The sequence below is a fragment of the Hyalangium sp. genome (genome assembly GCF_045802625.1).
In the GTDB taxonomy this organism is placed as follows: Bacteria; Myxococcota; Myxococcia; order Myxococcales; family Myxococcaceae; genus Hyalangium.
Map to the genome: position 1 here is coordinate 1 of NZ_JBJMQP010000078.1, position 16,348 is coordinate 16,348.

Here is a 16,348-nt window from a genome sequence, read left to right on the forward strand (position 1 = left end):
CCCGGACAAGCTGGGCCGGGAGCTGGCGCAGCTCTTGTCCGAGCGGGAGCCGGCAGAGCGTGGGCCGTTCTTCACGAATGTCGCGTCCCTGTTTCCCAAGGCCGCGCTGCCCACGCTGGCGGAGCTGAAGGGCCAGGACCGGGAGGCCTTGCTGCGCGCCGTCGTCCAGATGGCCAAGGCCGCCGAGGGCATGGAGCCGGATCTCCTGGCGATCTGCGAAACCCTGCGCGCCACCCCCTACGGCCATCACTTCGAGGGGCTGCCCACCGAGCCCGCCACCCGCGAGCACGAGTTTCCGGAGGGAGAGGACAGCGTGGACGGCGATACGCAGGAGGTGGCCCTCCCCGAGGACGATGAAGCGTCCTGGACGGAGCAGGTGCCTCCTGATGCGGAGGCCGTGGCCCAGCGAGCGCTCGTGCTCGGGGGGCTGCTGCGGCGGCTCTTGCTGGAGGAGCGGCTCGGGAAGGTGAAGGATCCGGCCGCCAAGGAGGAGATCCTCCGGCTGCAACGGTGGATGGATGAAGAAGGGCTCTTCAGCACCCTGGGCGTCGCGGACATCGAGCTGCTCGAAGCCGAGCCGGGGACCTGGCTCCCGGACCATCGGCAGTCGGTGGCGTGGCTCGCCGAGGAGCTGCAGTGGCTCCTCTGGGCGTTGAAGCAGCAGAAGCCACCGCCCTTCGAGGCCCGCGTGGAGACCGCGCCGCTGCTGGAGCCGTTGCCGTTGCTGAAGGATCCCCAGCCCTTCCTGGAGTCCGCCGACCGGCGCCCTCTCGATGAGGTGCAGGCGCAGCGCGACCTCTGGCAGCTGATCGTCGAGTGCGCCCGGTACGAGTCACTGGCCCGGGGGATCGCGGCGGATCCGACGCTGGCCGAGGGAGATCCGGATCTGCCGATGCTGCTCGAGTCCGCCGAGGAGGTGGGCTTCGATCGCAGGGGCGTCTCCTCGAAGCAGGGGAAGGCCCAGGCCACGGTGGAGGGCCTGCGCCACTGGTCCCGCCACGTCGTCACCGAGCTGCAGCAACAAGGGCTGCTGCCCGGCAAGCCCGGCGAGGGGCTCGGCTTCCAGGGCAAGCGCCTGCACGAGCTGGACGAGAACACACTGGCCCTCCTGCTCTCGCTGGCGCACGTACGCTTCCAGGCCTTGGAGTGGCTTGCCGCGGGAGGAGCCGCCCTCCCCGAGGGAGAGGAAGAGGTGGGGTGACGTCCCTCCGCCCCGGGGCTCAGGCGGGCCGGGCGCAGAGGCTCCAGAGCAGGCGCTCGATGACGAGCTTCCCGCTGGCGGAGGACTTCAGCTCCAGGTCCGCCTCCGCGCAGTGGACCAGCGCGCGCAGCAGCTCCCGGCGCTCGTAGCGCGCCGCGGCCTGCATGCTCAGGAACGCGGCGTAGGGGTGCGGCACACGGCCCTTGGCCGCCTTCATCTCCTGCTCGATCTTCGGGAAGATGCGCGACTTGAAGTCATCGAACCCGCGCGGCGGCGAGCCCTTGGCGTACTGGCCCATCCGCTCGTGGTTCTCCAGCAGCCCGCGCACGATGGAGGCCACCGCGCCCAGCAGCTGCAGCGCGTGCGTGCCCTGCCCCATCGCGTCCTCCGCGTAGCCCAGCGCGCCCTTCAGATCGCGCTTCTGGAGCGACTCGGACAGCTCGAAGTACTCCTCCTCGCGCGCGTGGTGCACCAGCAGCGCCACGTCCGCCACATCGATGGTGGGGTTGTCTCCGGCGTAGACGGCCAGCTTCTCCAGCTCCGACTGGAGCAAGCGGATGTTGCCGCCCACCCGCTCCTTGAGCTGCTCCAGCGCCCCCTTGCCCAGCTTCTTCTTGAAGGGCGCCAGGAACTCGTGGGCGATCTCCGAGAGATCCAGATCCTTGTGCCGCGCGGCCACCTTGCGCTCGACGAGGTGGCCCTCGTCCTTGGCGAACTTGAGCAGCGGGCTCTTGGCGTCCACGTCCGTGGCGGCCAGCACCAGCGCGTGCCCCTTGGGCAGCCCCTTCTGCAACAGCTCCAGCAGCGCCGAGGCGTCACCCTCGGGCGCGGTAATCCGCTCGTCCCGGCAGAACGCGGCGGCCTCCTTGAGGAAGGCGAGATCCACCTCGGCCAGATCCACGTCCAGCTCCGACTTCCACTCGTCCACCGAGGGCGCGCCCGGAGCCGTCAGATCGAGCTGATCCACGCCCCAGCCCGCCCGCGCCGCCAGCGCCAGCAACCGGCGTGCGCCCTCCTTGCGCTTGCCCGCCTTCCACGCCTCGCGCGCCTTGCCGAGCGCGTCGCCTCGCCCCTTCTTGGGCGCGAGGAACTCGGGGTCGCGCACCAGCACCACCTTGCGGCCTGGGAACAGCGGCATGGTGGCCAGCTCCTGCGCCACCTCGCGCGGGGAGGCCGCGTCCAGCACCGCGAAGTTCAGCCCCATGGACGCATCCGGCACGAGCGCCTTCACCAGCTCGTCCGCGCCCTTGCGCACCAGATACTCCTCGCCCCAGAGCAGGTACAGCGGCGCCACCTTCCCCGCCTTCACCTCCGCCAGCACGTCATCCATCTCCGCGCTCACCAGACCTCCCTCATCCGCAGCTCGGGCTGCCGCCACATTTCCAGGAGCCGCGCTCCCCGGCAGCCAGCCGAGGCGCACCCGGGCGTGTATCTCCGGTCGAGCCGCGAGCGTCAACCACGGCTTCGATTAGGTTCGCCAAGAGTTCACCCACGCGTCTACATTGGGGCGGAGAGGGGACCTCCAGAATGAATGACCTGTTGTCGAAGACGTTGCCGGACCTCCTGCGGGATCTGCCCGGCTTCCGGCTCTTTGCCATCTGTATCTTCGTGCTCGCCATCAAGATGTACGTGCTCGGGGGCATGACGGCCTTCACGCGCGCCAGGCTCAAGGTGTTCTTGAACCCGGAGGACGCCAGAGGCCTCGACACGGCCAACGCCGAGCACCCCGACGTGTCGCGCTATCTGCGCGCCCACCGCAACGATCTGGAGAGCATCCCGCTGTTCTTCACGCTCGGCCTCGTCGCCGTGCTGATCGGCGCGCCGCTGCTCGGCATGCAGATCTGCTTCATCGTCTTCACGGTCGCGCGGCTGCTGCACACGGTCGTGTACCTGAGGTCGCTCCAGCCGTGGCGCACCCTGAGCTTCGCGATCGGGACGACCTGCAACACGGCGTTGGGGGTGATGATCCTCATCCGCGTCTTCAGCTGAGCCGGGGGCGCCCGGCCCACTCCGAGCGCCTACCGGACCTCCCGCATCAGCAGCTCGAGCAACATCCGCTCCAGTTGGAGCCGGGGCGAGCCGTTGCGCGCGATGCCACCCAGCGCGCGCTCGATCAGGTAGCCGCGGCGGTGCAGCTCCGCCTCGGAGGCGCGGGCCGCCGTCTCGCTCGCCAGTTGCTTCAGATCCAGGTTCGCCAGCCCCTCACCGCCCGCCTTCAGCAGCGCCACGTCCCGCGTCCAGAGAGACAGGAGGGCGAGCGCTTGCTCGGCGTCCTCCCGAGAGCCCCCGTACTCCTCCGCGAAGCGCAGCACTGGCAAGGCATCGTCCGGCCGGAGCGCCTCGAACCGGGTGATGATCTCCTTGCGCTGGGCCAGCCCGTCCACATCGAGGCTCAGCGCCCGCCCCAGGCTGCCGCCGGCCATGACCGCGGCGAGCGCGGCCGTCTGCGGATCCAGCTTGCGCTCCTGCTGCACGCGCTGGGCGACGAGATCCACCGGCAGCGGGGCGAAGTGCACCTTGCTGCAGCGGCTGCGGATGGTGGGCAGCAGCTTGTCCATCGCGGCGGCGATGAGGATGAGCGTGGTGTCCGCCGGCGGCTCCTCCAGCGTCTTGAGGAAGGCGTTCTGCGCCGCCTCGTTCATCCGGTGCGCGGAGGTGATGAGCGCCACCTTGCGGCGAGACTCCAGGCCGTGCAGCGACAGGCGCTCCTGCAGGCCGCGGATCTGCTCCACACGGATGTCGCGGCTGGGCGTGCCCGTGAAGTCCGAGCGCCCCGCCAAGCCGCGCGCCACGCGCTCCTCCTCCGGCATCACCCACGTCACGTCCGGGTGGAGCCCCTTCGCCACCCGAAGGCAGCTCGCGCACTTGCCGCACCCCACCTCGGGCTGCTCCGGGCAGGTGAGCGCCTGAGCGAGCCCCACCGCGGCGAGCTCCTTGCCCACGCCCTCTGGCCCAGCGAACAAGTAGGCGTGATGCAGGGTGCCGCTGCGAAGGGCCGCCTGGAGTGCATCAATCGCGCGGGGCTGTCCGACCACCGAGGCCAGCGTCATGGTGCGTGTATGTCCGCTCGCGCTCCAGGCGTCAACCGCCAGCTTGACCCTCGTGGAGCGGCTCGGTCAGAGTTTCCATGCCTTGCTTCCTTTCCTGCAGAGCAATCTCTCCCTGGTCGTCGGCGCCTTGCTGCTGATCGTGCTCTTCGGGGCACGCTCCGCCAGCTCGGATAAGGAGTTCCGGCGAGACCTGCGCGGCGCGTTCCGCTTCCTGAGCGCCTTCCTCATCCTCCGCGTGGTGGCGTGGGCGCTGGAGAAAGAGGATCCAGCCAGCTCGCTCGTGCGCTGGGCGCGCGTGGGGTGGATGCTCACGTTCACGTTCGGAGTCATCCGCGCGTGCGTGGCGCTGGCGCTCAAGGCGGTGCGCATGCGCTCGCCCGCGGCGACACCGAAGATCCTCCGGGACGTCATCGGCTTCGTGCTGTACGGGCTGTCGGCGCTGCCCATCCTCCAGACGCAGCTCAACCTGGACCTGAGGGGCCTGCTGGCGACCTCCGCGGTGCTGTCGGTGGTCATCGGTCTGGCGCTCCAGGAGACGCTGGGCAACCTGTTCGCGGGCCTGTCGCTGCAGCTCGAGCGGCCGTACCAGGTGGGTGACTGGATCCGCATCAAGGAGCACACCGGGCGCGTGGTGCAGATCGGCTGGAGGGCCACGCGCATCCTCACCACGAAGCGCGAGAGCATCACCCTGCCCAACAGCATGGTGGCCAAGGAGATCGTGAAGAACTTCTCCTATGGCTTCGAGCCGATCGCGATCGATCTCGAGCTGGGGCTCTCGTACGACGCGCCGCCCAACCAGGTGAAGGCGGCGGTGCTGGAGGTGATGGCGGAGGTCCCCACCCTGCTCCAGGACCCGAAGCCGCAGTGCCGGACGTGGGCGTATGACGCGTCCTCCATCCGCTACCAGCTGCGGCTCTGGGTGGCGGACTTCGCCCAAGCCGACAGCACCATGGAGGACCTGTACACGCGGCTCTGGTACCGGCTGAAGCGCGAGAACATCGAGATCCCCTTCCCGCAGAACGTGGTGCACCTGCGCAACGAGACCGCAACCAAGGCCGAGTTCTCCTCCGAGACGGTGATGGAGCTGCTGCGGGCGGTGGACCTGTTCACGCTGCTGATGCCGGAGGAGCTGGATCGGCTGCGCCGGGACCTGGTGGCGCGGCGCTTCGGCAAGGGCGAGCGGGTGATCGAAGAGGGCGAGGAGGGGCACACCTTCTACCTGCTGGTCTCGGGCGAAGTGTCCGTGCGCACGGACAAGGGGCACGAAGTGACGCGGCTGAGCCGAGGCAGCTACTTCGGCGAGATGTCGCTGCTCACGGGCGAGCCCCGCGCGGCCACGGTGGTGGCGGTGCAGGACTCGGTGCTGCTGGAGCTGGACCGGCCGGCGTTCGCGCGCATGTTCGTGACGCACCCGGGGCTGGCGCGGCAGCTCTCGGCGCTGCTGGCCCAGCGGCGTACTCAACTGCGCGCGGTGGCGGAGTCCAGCGGCGGCGGTTCGGATCCAGCACCCGAGGCCAACCGCATCCTCGGCCGGCTGCGGCAGATCTTCAGCCTGGCCGCCCAGGACTGAGCCAGGGGGGGAGGCCACGGTTGCGGCTGGCTCCAAGATTCGGGAATGTACCGCCCGCGGAGTGCCGCTCCTGGCATTCCTCTCTGGAGATCTTCATTGAAGCTCTATCAAAGCCCTTTCTCCTCTGCTTCCTTCAAGGCCCGTGCGGTCGTCTTTGAGCTCGGCCTGCCCTGCGAGATGGTCGACGTCTCCCTGACCAAGGGCGAGCAGAAGTTGCCCGCGTTCCTCGCGATGAACCCCAACGGCAAGATCCCCGTCCTCGAGGACGACGGATTTCATCTCTGGGAGTCCAACGCCATCATCTGTTACCTGGCCGCCAAGAAGCCCGAGGCTGGGCTGCTGCTCACCGATCCGCGCGGCATGGGGCAGATGCACCAGTGGCTCCAGTGGTATGCGACGACCCTCAACCCCTCCACCACGGAGGTCATGATGGAGACCGTCTACACGCGGTTCACCAACCGCCCGAAGGACGAGCAGAAGTACGCCGCCGGCCTGGAGAAGGTCCGCCGGGATCTCGGCGTGCTCGAGAAGTCCCTCGCGGGCAAGGAGTACCTCTGCGGCAAGCTCACCGTCGCGGACTTCTCCCTCTCCTCCGCCCTGCTCCAGCGCACCCCCATGGGCTTCAACCTGGACGCCTTCCCGAACGTGAAGGCCTGGCAGGGCCGCATGGAGGCTCGCGAGAGCGTCCGCAAGTCCCTGCCTCCGATGTAACGCAGCGCTCGCTGTCCTTCGGCCGCCTGGGAGCTCAGCGCCCCTGGGCGGCCTTCTTCTCCGAGCCCTTCGCCTCCGAGGGCCTCGGGGCAGGGGCCTTCACGGCCGGGGCCAGCAGCTCCACACGGCCCTCCGGGTAGATCGCCGTGAGCCGATCGCCTCGGATCTCCAGGGCCGCGAGGTGCCGCCCGAAGCCCGTGCTCAGGCCGGTGTCGATAAACAGCGTCCGCCCGCCGAACCGCACGCCAATGCGCCCGTCCTTCGTCGTGGTATGCCCCATCACCATGCGCCTGGCGCCAAAGCGCAGCAGCACCTCGTCCAGCCCCGCGCTCCACTGAGGCTCGGGATCGTTCGCGTAGCCTCGGAACCACAAGGGCCCCTGCGAGTCGGTGCCGCCGCCCGGAGGATGACCCGGGAAGAGATCCTGGCGCACCCAGCGGTTGAGCTCCGCGAGCGTCCGCGCCGGCACCCCGGGCTGGAGCCCCCCGTGCATGAAGAGCGTCCCGTCGATGCGCAGCACCGCGGGACGGCTCCGCAGCCAGCGGCCATAACGGCCCTCGGGGCCAAAGGCGGCGTTGTGGCCCGCGAGCCCTCGCGGCGCTCCAGGCGCATCCGCCACCGGGCTCTGATCCGCGTACGAGGCGAGCTCCTCGGGCGTGACGTAGCGCAGGTCCCCGAGCATGTTCATCACCTCGTGGTTGCCCAGGAGCACGTGGACGCGTCCACCCGCGGCGAGCGCCTCACGCTCCAGCCGCATGAGCAGCTCGTAGCAGTCTCGTGTCCGAGGAGCCCGATCCGCGATGTCCCCCGTCTGCACCAGGTGCGCCTTGCCGCCGCTCCAGTGCCCCTTCTCGTCGATGAGCCCCGCCAGGCGCAGCACCTGCGTCAGCGCGTCCACGTCCCCGTGCACGTCTCCCACCGCGACCACCCGTGCCACCCCCTCGAAGGTGTCTGGCACCGCGTCCTCCAGGCGAGGGGGAGACTCGGGAGCAGCCGCCCAGAGCAGGGGGGCGAGCAGGATCACCCCAGCGGCGAGCCGGGCGGAAGCGGAGACGGGCGGCGAGGAGCGCATGGTCACCTTTTCGAGCTGGTCCAACGGATCGGCAGCGACAGCGATCCCACGACCGAGCACATCATTCGCTTCGTGACAGGGAAAATTCTTGACGCTCGATAAATGCTTCACCAGCGAGGGAGCCCTGAAAATGAGCTTGCTTCCAGCAGTGGACATCCCCGCCCTGCGCCGTCCGGTAGTTCACGTCCTCTTCATTCACAACCCATCGAATGCCCCCTTGGCGGCTTTCCTGAATTGATCGGTAAGCAGCACTCTTCAGGAAACTCTACCAAAGGGGTTCCGCAATGAAGCTGCTGCCAATTGACGAAGCCCTCTGCCGTCGAGTGACCCGCCGGATTCCTTCACCCCGCGTAGCGCTGCTCTGGCTGGCGCTCGGGCTCGCAGGCCCTCTGGCATGCAATCAGATAGAGCCCAGCGAGGAACCTACGTCCGGCTTCTCCGAGAGTCAGGATCTCGAATCTGACAATGGCCTGTCCGCCAACGGCCTGTCCGCCAACGGGCTCTCCGCCAACGGCCTGTCCGCCAACGGCTTGTCCGCCAATGGCTTGTCCGCGGCCAGCTTCAACACCTGGTTCAATCAGAACCCCACCCTGAACGACACGGTGATGCGATACATCGTTCGCTGCGCCGTGCCAGCGAACCAGGTTCGCACCTACAAGAACCCCAAGACGCAGATCACCTACTCCTGGCAGGGTGAGCTGGGCCTAGCTCCGGGCTGGGCCAGCGGACAGCCGGCGAACCTCGCGGAGCAACAGCTGGTCTCGGCGTGCCTGGCCGCCCACGTCAACAAGTTCGGTGTGACGGTGACCCTCTCCGTGCTCGGCAAGGACTCGACGGGGCAGCTCATCCCCTTCACCTGGGATGAGCTGGATACGTACTCCTACAAGGAGGGGTGCTTCTTCGGAAACCTCTTCAATGGCGAGGGTGTCTTCTACGGCGCGGAGGGGCCTCCCCTGCCCGACAACAAGAGCTCGTCGCGGGCCTGTGTGTTGTCGAGTGAGGATCCCACCGTCACCAGCCAGTGCCCTCCCCTCACCTACGCCGGGTCCTGCGCGCAGCTCTGCCAGCCCATCGTCCCCGGGGGCTTCTACGTGGCGTGCACGTGGCACGGCGTCACCTACAAGCCGCTGACGACCCGCGTCCGCCCGAGCGAGATCTACACGTGCGGAGATCACGTCTGTCAGGTCAGCGAGACGTGCAGCTCCAGCCCGGGGACCGGCTGCGAGGCGGACTGCGGCCGCTGCGCCGACTATCAGCGGTGAGGCCGCAGCCTGGAATCGTGGGATGCTGGGGCTCATGCCCACCACGGAACGCACGCTCTACCAATTCCCCGTCTCGCACTACTGCGAGAAGGCCCGCTGGCTGCTCGACGCCAAGGGCCTGCCGTACACCCTCCAGAACCTGATGCCTGGAGCGCACCGCCGAGTGACGAAGCGCCTGGTGGCGACGGGCCGTGGCAGCGTGCCGGTCCTGGTGGACGGAGACGTGACGCTGGGCGACTCCACCGAGATCGCCCTGCACCTGGAGCGCACCTACCCCTCGACTCCACTGCTGCCTCCACCGGGCCCGGAGCGTGACCGGGCACTGGAGCTCGAGGACTACTTCGACGAGGTCGGCGTCCACGTGCGCCGCTGGGCCTATGGCCACATCATCCAGGGCGGGGCGAACCTCGGAGCCCTCATGTTCAGGGAGTACCCCGCGCCCCAGCGCTGGCTCGGGAGGCTGATCGCGCCGCTGATCAAGACCGCCCTTCGGCGCCAGTACCGCATCTATGCCCCGCAGGTGGAGGAGTCCCGGCTGAAGATGCTCGCGGGGCTGGACCGGCTCGAGCGCGAGCTCCAGAACGATCCCTCGCGCTACCTGGTGGGCTCGTCGCTGACGGTGGCGGACATCACCGCGGCCTCGCTGCTCAGCCCCATCGCGCGGCCAGAAGGCTCTCCGTACCCGTCCCGAGCGGACATGCCTCCGCCCAAGGCAATGGCCCAGCTGGCGGAAGAGCTGCGGGCCCGGCCCGCCGGTCAGTGGCTGCTGCGCGTGTATCAGCAGCACCGGCACCGGGCCCAGCCACAGCTACAAGCCGCATGAGCCTCCGCACAGGGAGCGCCGCGGCTCCCCTCGCCGAGGCTCAGCCCTGGTCGCGCATCCGCTCGCGCATGGCCTCGCGCTGCTTGAGCTGCTCCTCTCGCTGCTGGGAGACGAGCTCGCGAGCGCGAGGCTTCTGCTGCTCCGTCAGCACCTTCTCCGCCGCCTCGTAGGCGGCGTTGTCGTTCGCCTCCATCTCTTCAATCGTGGCCCTCAGCTGCGCGAAGCGCTCGTGCGCGCCGCCGCTGTCGGAGCCACCGTGGCCGCCTCGGCCGCCTCCACCGCCCATGTGACCGCCGCCCATTCCACCCCGGCGACCCCCGCCCATTCCTCCCATTCCTCCCATGCCGCCTCCCATGGGGCCACCCATGCCGCCGCCCATTCCACCGCCCATGCCGCCTCCTCCGCCCTCGTCACCTCCTCCCCCATGACTGCCTCCATGACCGCCGCGCTGTCCCCCGGCAGGACGCAGCTCCTCCAGCTTCTTGCGCAGCGGGGTGTTCTTCTCCTGGAGGCCTGCCTCGAGCTCGTCGAGCTGTTTCCCCTGCTCATCGGTCAGCGCCAGCTCCTCACGGTGCTGGAGCAGCAAGGCCACGGACGATGGAAACTCCCGAGGCGGGGCCATCGCCTCCGCGCCAGGGGAGGATTCAGAGGGGGTGGAGTGAGAACAGGCCACCAGGGCGAGAGGAAGTACGAGTCCCGCGAGTCGAAGCGTCATGGATGATCCTCGAGAGCCAAAGCGTGAAGAGTTCAGGCTTGCTTCGGGGCGATGAAGACACGATGACCCGCTTGCTGGTTTCCATTTCCGACGCCTGAAATATTTCGTCATCGTCCGGAAGCATTCCGGACATGAGCGAGCGTCAATGTGATGCTGCGCGACCCGGAGTGATCTCTCTCTCCATGCGGGGGCCGACCAGAACCCCTAAAATCCCTCAAGGGACTCCGGGTCGCGCACCTTCCGCTTCCTCGGAGGCCCGCGAGCGCCGAAGAGGAAATGGAGCGACGTATATGGAGCAGATGACGCGCCCGACAGCCGAGGAAGGGACCATCCAGGCGCTGCTGGTCGAGGATGATGAACGTCTGGCCCGCCTCACCGCTCGCTACCTCCAGGAGCATGGGATCATCGTCACGGTGGCCCGCACCGGACCCGAAGGGCTGGCCGAGGCCAGTCGCCATGCCTATGACGTCGTCCTGCTGGATTTGATGCTCCCCGGCCGCGACGGACTGGAGGTGTGCAGGGAGCTGCGCACGCGCAGCGATGTCCCCATCATCATGGTCACCGCCCGCGGCGAGGAAATTGATCGGGTGCTCGGCCTGGAGACGGGAGCGGACGACTACATCCCCAAGCCGTACTCCTCTCGCGAGCTGCTCGCGCGCATCCGCGCCCTGGTCCGCCGCGTCCGTGGCCACGCGGGCCCCACCACCCAGCCCATCCAGGCAGGCCGGCTGCAGCTCGATCCCCGCAGCCTCACCGCCACGCTGGATGGACGGTCCCTCCCGCTGACGTCCTACGAGTTCGGGCTGCTGCGCGTGCTGGCCGAGCGCGCTGGCCGCGTGCTCAGCCGCGAGCAGATCCTGGACCTGGTCAAGGGCAGCGCGGATGAGGTGTTTGATCGCTCCATCGACGTGCACATCTTCCGCATCCGCCAGAAGATCGAGGAGGATCCGCGCACCCCCAAGCTCCTCAAGACGGTACGCGGCGCGGGCTACATGCTCACCCGGGGTGACGAGTCATGAGCCCGCGGCGCTTCCGCCTGCCCAGCTCCCTGCTCCTGCGGATCTACCTGGTCGGCATCGCCCAGTTCGTCCTCATCGTCACCGTGGTCATCACCACGCGGGATCTCGTCTCCGAGCCGAATCAGAGAAGAGGCCCGGAGCAGTTCATGTCCTACTTCGTCCTCGAGTGGTCCCCGCTCGTGACGCAGCCCGAGGCGCTACAGTCCGCCCTGGACCGGGCAGAGCAATACCTTGGGCAGCATGTGACGATCCGCTCGATGGACGGACAGCTCCTGGCCTCCAACATCTCTCCTCCGTTCGAGCCCCTCTCGTCCGCCACCCTCGAGCAGCTCTCCCTCCAGCACTTCATCAACGACCGGGAGCGGGAGCATCACCGCGTGATCGCCACACTCCCGAAGGATGGACCTCCGGTGGCTTACGCCGTGATCGTCCAGAAGCCGCCTCCCCACCCGCCTCCGCTCAACTTCACGGTGATCATCGGGCTGGTGCTCGGGTGCACGGCCATCACCTCCGTCGCCTTCGCGCGAACCCTGGCCGTGCCCCTCCAGCGGCTGGCCGAGGTGGCGCGCTCCTTCGGCAAGGGAATGCTGGATGTCCGCACGGGCCTGCGCCGGCGTGACGAGCTGGGACAAGTGGCCGTGGCCTTCGACGAGATGGCCGAGCGCATCACCCACCTGCTCCGCTCGCAGAAGGAGCTGATCGCCAACATCTCGCACGAGCTGCGCACGCCCCTGGCGCGCATCCGCGTGGCGCTGGACCTGGCCTCCGAGGGAGACGCGGAGCTGGCGCGTGAGTCACTCGCGGACATCACCACGGATCTGTCCGAGCTGGAGCGGCTGGTGTCGGACGTGCTCACCGCGGCGAAGCTGGATCTCGCCACGGGAGACATACCCGGCGCCACCCCTCCCCTGCGCCGCGAGCGCGTGGAGACGCACGATCTGCTGGACAAGGCCGCCGCGCGCTTCCGGACCACCCGCCCCGGGCACCACCTGGAGGTGAGCGCCGAGGAGCCGCTGCCCACGTTGGATGCGGACCCGATGCTCCTGCGCCGCGCGCTCGACAACCTGCTGGACAATGCGGGCAAGTACTCCGAGAGCGGCACCACCGTCCGGCTCCGTGCGCGAGCCTCGGAGTCAGGGCTCTCGATCGAGGTGGCTGACGAGGGCATCGGCGTCGATGCCAGCGATCTGCCCCACCTCTTCACTCCGTTCTTCCGCAGCGATCGCAGCCGCGCCCGGACCACGGGGGGCGTGGGGCTGGGGCTCGCCCTGGCCCGCCGCATCATCGCCGCACACGGAGGCACCATCACGCTGGAGAGCCAGCCGGGCGTGGGCACCACCGCTCGCATCAGCTTGCCTGCCGCATCGGGGCTCCAGGGCTCCGCCCCCCAGCAGCCGGACAGCCCCAAAGAGGGCGCCCGTCATCTTTCGTAATCCCGCGGAGATTCACCGAAACGAGCAGGTACCTACACCTTTGAGGCATGAGGTCCGTAACCGAACTGCCGCGAAGAGATGAAGCCCCTGCCGTACCCAATCCCCTGCCCGCCGAAGCGGAGCAGCGCAGCTCCCTGCTCCGACGTTGGGGGTGGTGGCTGCTGGCCCTGGCCGTGGTGGCCGCCGCGGGAGTCTGGTGGTCCCAGCGCAAGCCTGCCGAGACCCTCGCCTTCGAGACGACGCCCGTGGAGCGCCGGGACATCCAGTCTCGCGTGACGGCCACCGGCACGCTGTCCGCCCTGGTGACCGTGCAGGTGGGCAGCCAGGTGTCCGGCCGCGTCCAGGAGATCAACGTCGACTACAACTCGCCCGTGAAGAAGGGGCAGGTGATCGCCCGGATTGATCCCCAGCTCTACGAGGCGGCCCTGGAGCGAGCCCGCGCCAACGTGCTCGCCGCGAAGGCCAACCTGCAGAAGGCGCGCGTCGGGTTCCAGAACGCCCATCGCCAGCAGGAGCGCTCCAAGGAACTGCTCGACAAGCGCCTCATCTCCCAGGCCGAGCAGGACACCGCCGACGCCACCGCCGAGGCCGCCCAGACGGATGTGTCCTCGTCCGAAGCCGCCCTGGCCCAGGCCCAGGCGTCGCTCAATGAGGCCCAGGTCAACCTCAAGTACACCACCATCATCTCTCCCACGGACGGCATCGTGATCTCCCGCAGCGTGGACGTGGGGCAGACGGTGGCGGCCTCGCTCCAGGCGCCCACGCTGTTCACCATCGCCGAGGACCTACGGAAGATGCAGGTGGACACCAGCGTCGGCGAGGCGGACGTGGGGCGGTTGCAGCCGGGCCAGCACGCCACCTTCACGGTGGACGCCTTCCCGGGCGAGCGCTTCGAGGGCGTCATCCGGCAGATCCGCAACGCCGCCCAGACGGTGCAGAACGTCGTCACCTACGACGCCGTCATCGACGTGCAGAACCCGGACCTCAAGCTCAAGCCCGGCATGACGGCCAACGTCACCATCGTCACGGACCAGAAGTCCGACGTGCTCGCCGTGCCCAACGCGGCGCTGCGCTTCCGGCCCGCGACCCCGGTGGCTCAATCGGGTGGACGGACGCCCGGTGCGGGGGCGACAGGGGGCGCGGGGGGCGCAGGGGGCGCAGGGGGAGCAGGGGCCGCTGGCGCCAGGACGCCGGGCGGACGGCCAGATGCGACTCGAATGATCTTCGTGCTGCGGGAGGGCCACCCCGCTCCCGTGCCCGTGAAGACGGGGCTGTCGGATGGCGCCGTGACAGAGGTGCAGGCGGGTGAATTGCACGAGGGAGATCCCATCATCACCGCCCAGGCCGGAGGCGCGCAGAGCCCGCAGGGCTCGCAGCCTGGAGGCGCGGGGCAGCGGCCCGGCGGAGGCATGGGGTTGCGTCGAGGCCCGTTCTAGCCAGGGCGTGAGGAGAGAGACATGGATGGCAATGGCAAGCCGGCGCTCGTCGAGCTGCGCGGCGTGAGCAAGATTTATCGAACGGGAGACGTGGAGGTCGCCGCGCTGCGCCAGGTGGACTTCTCCGTGGAGGCGGGGGACTTCGTCTCCATCATGGGCGCCAGCGGTTCGGGCAAGTCGACCTTGATGAACATCCTCGGCTGCCTGGACCGCCCCACCACCGGGCAGTACCTGCTCCAAGGCGTGGACGTGTCGCGGCTGGACAAGAGCGCCCTCGCGGGCATCCGCAACCGCACCCTCGGCTTCGTCTTCCAGAGCTTCAACCTGCTGTCACGCACCTCGGCGCAGGAGAACGTGGAGCTGCCCCTGCTCTACGGGGGTGTCTCGGCTCGCGAGCGGCGCAGGCGGGCGCGGGAGGCGCTCGAGCGCGTGGGACTGGGCGCACGCCTGGATCACCACCCCCGCCAGCTCTCTGGTGGACAGCAGCAGCGCGTGGCCATCGCTCGCGCGCTGGTGAACCGGCCTCCGATCCTTCTGGCCGACGAGCCCACCGGCAACCTGGACTCGCGCACCACCGTGGAGGTGATGTCCCTGTTCCAGGAGCTGCGCCGCGAGGGCCTCACCATCATCATCGTCACCCACGAGATGGACGTGGCCAGCTACACCGAGCGGCTGGTGGTCGTGCGAGACGGCCGCATCCGCTCCGATCAGCGGCAGGTGGCTCAGCCCGCCGTGCTCCCCGAGCTGGAGGAGGCCGCGCCATGAACGTCCTGGAGACCCTCCGGCTGGCCATCCGCTCGCTGGTGCGCAGCAAGACGCGCTCGGTGCTCACCGCGCTGGGCGTCATCATCGGCGTGGGCGCCGTCATCGCCATGGTGGCCATTGGCGACGGCGCACGCGCCAACGTGCAGCAGGTGTTCACCTCCATGGGCACCAACCTGCTCATCATCCTGCCCGGCTCCTCCACCTCGGGCGGCGCGCGAGGCGGCTTCGGCAGCGCGCCCACCGTCACCTGGGAGGATCTGGATGCCATCCGCACCCAGGTCCCCAGCGTGCACGCCGCCGCTCCCGAGCTGCGCTCCTCCACCTCCGTGGTGTCCGAGGATCAGAACTGGACCACGAGCGTGGTGGGCACCACGCCGGACTTCTTCGACGTGCGCTCCTGGCCGGTGGCCCTCGGCTCGCGCTTCACCTCCACGGATGCCGAGGTGGGCTCCAAGGTGGCCGTGCTCGGCAACACCGTGGCGGAGAAGCTCTTCGGCCCGGGGGCCGATCCGGTGGGCCAGGTGATCCGGATCAAGAAGACGCCCTTCACGGTGATTGGCGTCGCCGGGAAGAAGGGCCAGTCCCCCGTGGGCCAGGACTTCGATGACACCGTCTTCATCCCCGCCAACACCTTCCGCCGCCAGGTGCAGTCCCAGAGCCTGGGCGCGTTCATCTCCGGCATCATCTACGTGCAGGCGGAGGCCTCCGCTGGCACCGCCAGGGCCCAGGAGGACATCACCCAGCTGCTGCGCGAGCGTCACCGGCTCGCCGAGGGCGCGCCCAATGACTTCGACATCCGGGATCTCTCCGAGCTGGCCGCCGGGCAACAGCAGAGCACCCAGACGTTGAGCCTGCTGCTGGCCTCCATCGCCGCCGTGTCCCTGCTGGTGGGCGGCATCGGCATCATGAACATCATGCTGGTCAGCGTCACCGAGCGCACCCGGGAGATCGGCGTGCGCGTGGCGGTGGGCGCCCGGCCTCGGGACATCCTGGCCCAGTTCCTCGTCGAGGCGCTGACCCTGTCGATGCTCGGCGGAGCCATTGGCGCGGGGCTCGGCGTGAGCGTGGCCCGGCTGCTCGCGTCGCAGTTCCAGTGGCCCCTGCTGGTCCGCCCGGACGTCATCATCCTGGCGCTCGGCTTCAGCGCCCTGGTGGGTGTGGGCTTCGGCCTCTACCCCGCTCGCAAGGCCAGCCAGCTCGATCCCATTGACGCGCTGAGGTACGAGTAGCGAGTTGTTTACAAAGGCACATCGCCGGGGAGAGCCCTCCCCTCGCGCTTGGGCGGCGCTTT

15 protein-coding genes are annotated in these 16,348 nt (G+C 68.9%); 11 read left to right on the forward strand and 4 right to left on the reverse strand.

The genetic code is table 11. The features are described 5' to 3' along the window. Positions 1-1,201 (forward strand): hypothetical protein (locus ACJ8AT_RS15080; protein WP_407738421.1); only part of this gene is annotated, 1,201 nt, incomplete at its 5' end. Between the two features lie 19 nt (positions 1,202-1,220). On the opposite strand, the gene holA is transcribed toward ACJ8AT_RS15080, so the two are convergent. Beyond that, the gene (holA, locus tag ACJ8AT_RS15085; protein WP_407738422.1) at positions 1,221-2,543 is read right to left on the reverse strand and encodes a DNA polymerase III subunit delta; all 1,323 of its coding nucleotides are present in this window, start codon (positions 2,541-2,543) and stop codon (positions 1,221-1,223) included. A 185-nt stretch (positions 2,544-2,728) separates the two neighbouring features. Here holA and ACJ8AT_RS15090 point away from each other — a divergent pair, with 185 nt between their 5' ends. Next, positions 2,729-3,190, forward strand: a complete 462-nt coding sequence (locus ACJ8AT_RS15090; protein ID WP_407738423.1) for an MAPEG family protein — start codon at positions 2,729-2,731, stop codon at positions 3,188-3,190. A 29-nt stretch (positions 3,191-3,219) separates the two neighbouring features. Here the strand turns inward: ACJ8AT_RS15090 and holB are convergent, their stop codons facing one another. Further along, complete coding sequence (gene holB, locus ACJ8AT_RS15095; protein ID WP_407738424.1) at positions 3,220-4,251, reverse strand: DNA polymerase III subunit delta'; 1,032 nt, start codon at positions 4,249-4,251, stop codon at positions 3,220-3,222. 82 nt (positions 4,252-4,333) lie between these two features. Between holB and ACJ8AT_RS15100 the strand changes: the two genes are divergently transcribed. After that, positions 4,334-5,821: a cyclic nucleotide-binding domain-containing protein gene (locus ACJ8AT_RS15100; protein WP_407738425.1), complete on the forward strand. Its 1,488-nt coding sequence runs from the start codon at positions 4,334-4,336 to the stop codon at positions 5,819-5,821. A gap of 96 nt (positions 5,822-5,917) precedes the next feature. After that, positions 5,918-6,532 carry a glutathione S-transferase family protein gene (locus ACJ8AT_RS15105; protein WP_407738426.1) on the forward strand — a complete coding sequence of 205 codons (615 nt, stop codon included), beginning with the start codon at positions 5,918-5,920 and terminating at the stop codon, positions 6,530-6,532. Positions 6,533-6,566: 34 nt separating this feature from the next. Here the strand turns inward: ACJ8AT_RS15105 and ACJ8AT_RS15110 are convergent, their stop codons facing one another. After that, entirely contained in the window at positions 6,567-7,604 is a 1,038-nt protein-coding gene (locus tag ACJ8AT_RS15110) for a metallophosphoesterase (protein ID WP_407738456.1), read from the reverse strand. A gap of 284 nt (positions 7,605-7,888) precedes the next feature. Between ACJ8AT_RS15110 and ACJ8AT_RS15115 the strand changes: the two genes are divergently transcribed. Both ACJ8AT_RS15115 and ACJ8AT_RS15120 read left to right on the forward strand, forming a co-directional pair. Beyond that, on the forward strand, positions 7,889-8,866 hold the full coding sequence (locus ACJ8AT_RS15115; protein WP_407738427.1) for a hypothetical protein: 978 nt from the start codon (positions 7,889-7,891) through the stop codon (positions 8,864-8,866). A gap of 34 nt (positions 8,867-8,900) precedes the next feature. Continuing rightward, positions 8,901-9,689, forward strand: coding sequence for a glutathione S-transferase family protein (locus ACJ8AT_RS15120; protein WP_407738428.1), 789 nt, complete (start codon positions 8,901-8,903; stop codon positions 9,687-9,689). Between the two features lie 40 nt (positions 9,690-9,729). On the opposite strand, the gene ACJ8AT_RS15125 is transcribed toward ACJ8AT_RS15120, so the two are convergent. Further along, entirely contained in the window at positions 9,730-10,281 is a 552-nt protein-coding gene (locus tag ACJ8AT_RS15125) for a hypothetical protein (protein WP_407738429.1), read from the reverse strand. Between the two features lie 413 nt (positions 10,282-10,694). On the opposite strand from ACJ8AT_RS15125, the gene ACJ8AT_RS15130 reads away from it, so the two are divergent. From ACJ8AT_RS15130 to ACJ8AT_RS15150, 5 genes are read left to right on the forward strand one after another with little or no spacing between them, the layout of a single operon-like run. Then, complete coding sequence (locus ACJ8AT_RS15130) at positions 10,695-11,423, forward strand: response regulator transcription factor (protein WP_407738430.1); 729 nt, start codon at positions 10,695-10,697, stop codon at positions 11,421-11,423. After that, a complete protein-coding gene (locus tag ACJ8AT_RS15135) occupies positions 11,420-12,856 on the forward strand; it encodes a sensor histidine kinase (RefSeq protein WP_407738431.1) in 1,437 nt (478 codons plus the stop codon). The genes ACJ8AT_RS15130 and ACJ8AT_RS15135 overlap by 4 nt, the downstream gene beginning before the upstream one ends. A 47-nt stretch (positions 12,857-12,903) precedes the next feature. Then, positions 12,904-14,292 carry an efflux RND transporter periplasmic adaptor subunit gene (locus tag ACJ8AT_RS15140; RefSeq protein ID WP_407738432.1) on the forward strand — a complete coding sequence of 463 codons (1,389 nt, stop codon included), beginning with the start codon at positions 12,904-12,906 and terminating at the stop codon, positions 14,290-14,292. Between the two features lie 21 nt (positions 14,293-14,313). Beyond that, positions 14,314-15,057 (forward strand): ABC transporter ATP-binding protein, encoded by a 744-nt coding sequence (locus tag ACJ8AT_RS15145; protein ID WP_407738433.1) that lies wholly within the window; start codon positions 14,314-14,316, stop codon positions 15,055-15,057. Further along, positions 15,054-16,286, forward strand: a complete 1,233-nt coding sequence (locus ACJ8AT_RS15150; protein WP_407738434.1) for an ABC transporter permease — start codon at positions 15,054-15,056, stop codon at positions 16,284-16,286. The genes ACJ8AT_RS15145 and ACJ8AT_RS15150 overlap by 4 nt, the downstream gene beginning before the upstream one ends. The last annotated feature ends 62 nt before the right edge of the window (positions 16,287-16,348 follow it).

Bases quoted from the DNA above. Each gene is read 5' to 3' on its own strand.
- ACJ8AT_RS15130 (WP_407738430.1), top strand. From the start codon at position 10,695: ATGGAGCAGATGACGCGCCCGACAGCCGAGGAAGGGACCATCCAGGCG.
- ACJ8AT_RS15090 (WP_407738423.1), top strand. From the start codon at position 2,729: ATGAATGACCTGTTGTCGAAGACGTTGCCGGACCTCCTGCGGGATCTG.
- holB (WP_407738424.1), bottom strand. From the start codon at position 4,251: ATGACGCTGGCCTCGGTGGTCGGACAGCCCCGCGCGATTGATGCACTC.
- ACJ8AT_RS15110 (WP_407738456.1), bottom strand. From the start codon at position 7,604: ATGCGCTCCTCGCCGCCCGTCTCCGCTTCCGCCCGGCTCGCCGCTGGG.
- ACJ8AT_RS15145 (WP_407738433.1), top strand. From the start codon at position 14,314: ATGGATGGCAATGGCAAGCCGGCGCTCGTCGAGCTGCGCGGCGTGAGC.
- ACJ8AT_RS15120 (WP_407738428.1), top strand. From the start codon at position 8,901: ATGCCCACCACGGAACGCACGCTCTACCAATTCCCCGTCTCGCACTAC.
- ACJ8AT_RS15115 (WP_407738427.1), top strand. From the start codon at position 7,889: ATGAAGCTGCTGCCAATTGACGAAGCCCTCTGCCGTCGAGTGACCCGC.
- ACJ8AT_RS15140 (WP_407738432.1), top strand. From the start codon at position 12,904: ATGAGGTCCGTAACCGAACTGCCGCGAAGAGATGAAGCCCCTGCCGTA.
- ACJ8AT_RS15135 (WP_407738431.1), top strand. From the start codon at position 11,420: ATGAGCCCGCGGCGCTTCCGCCTGCCCAGCTCCCTGCTCCTGCGGATC.
- ACJ8AT_RS15150 (WP_407738434.1), top strand. From the start codon at position 15,054: ATGAACGTCCTGGAGACCCTCCGGCTGGCCATCCGCTCGCTGGTGCGC.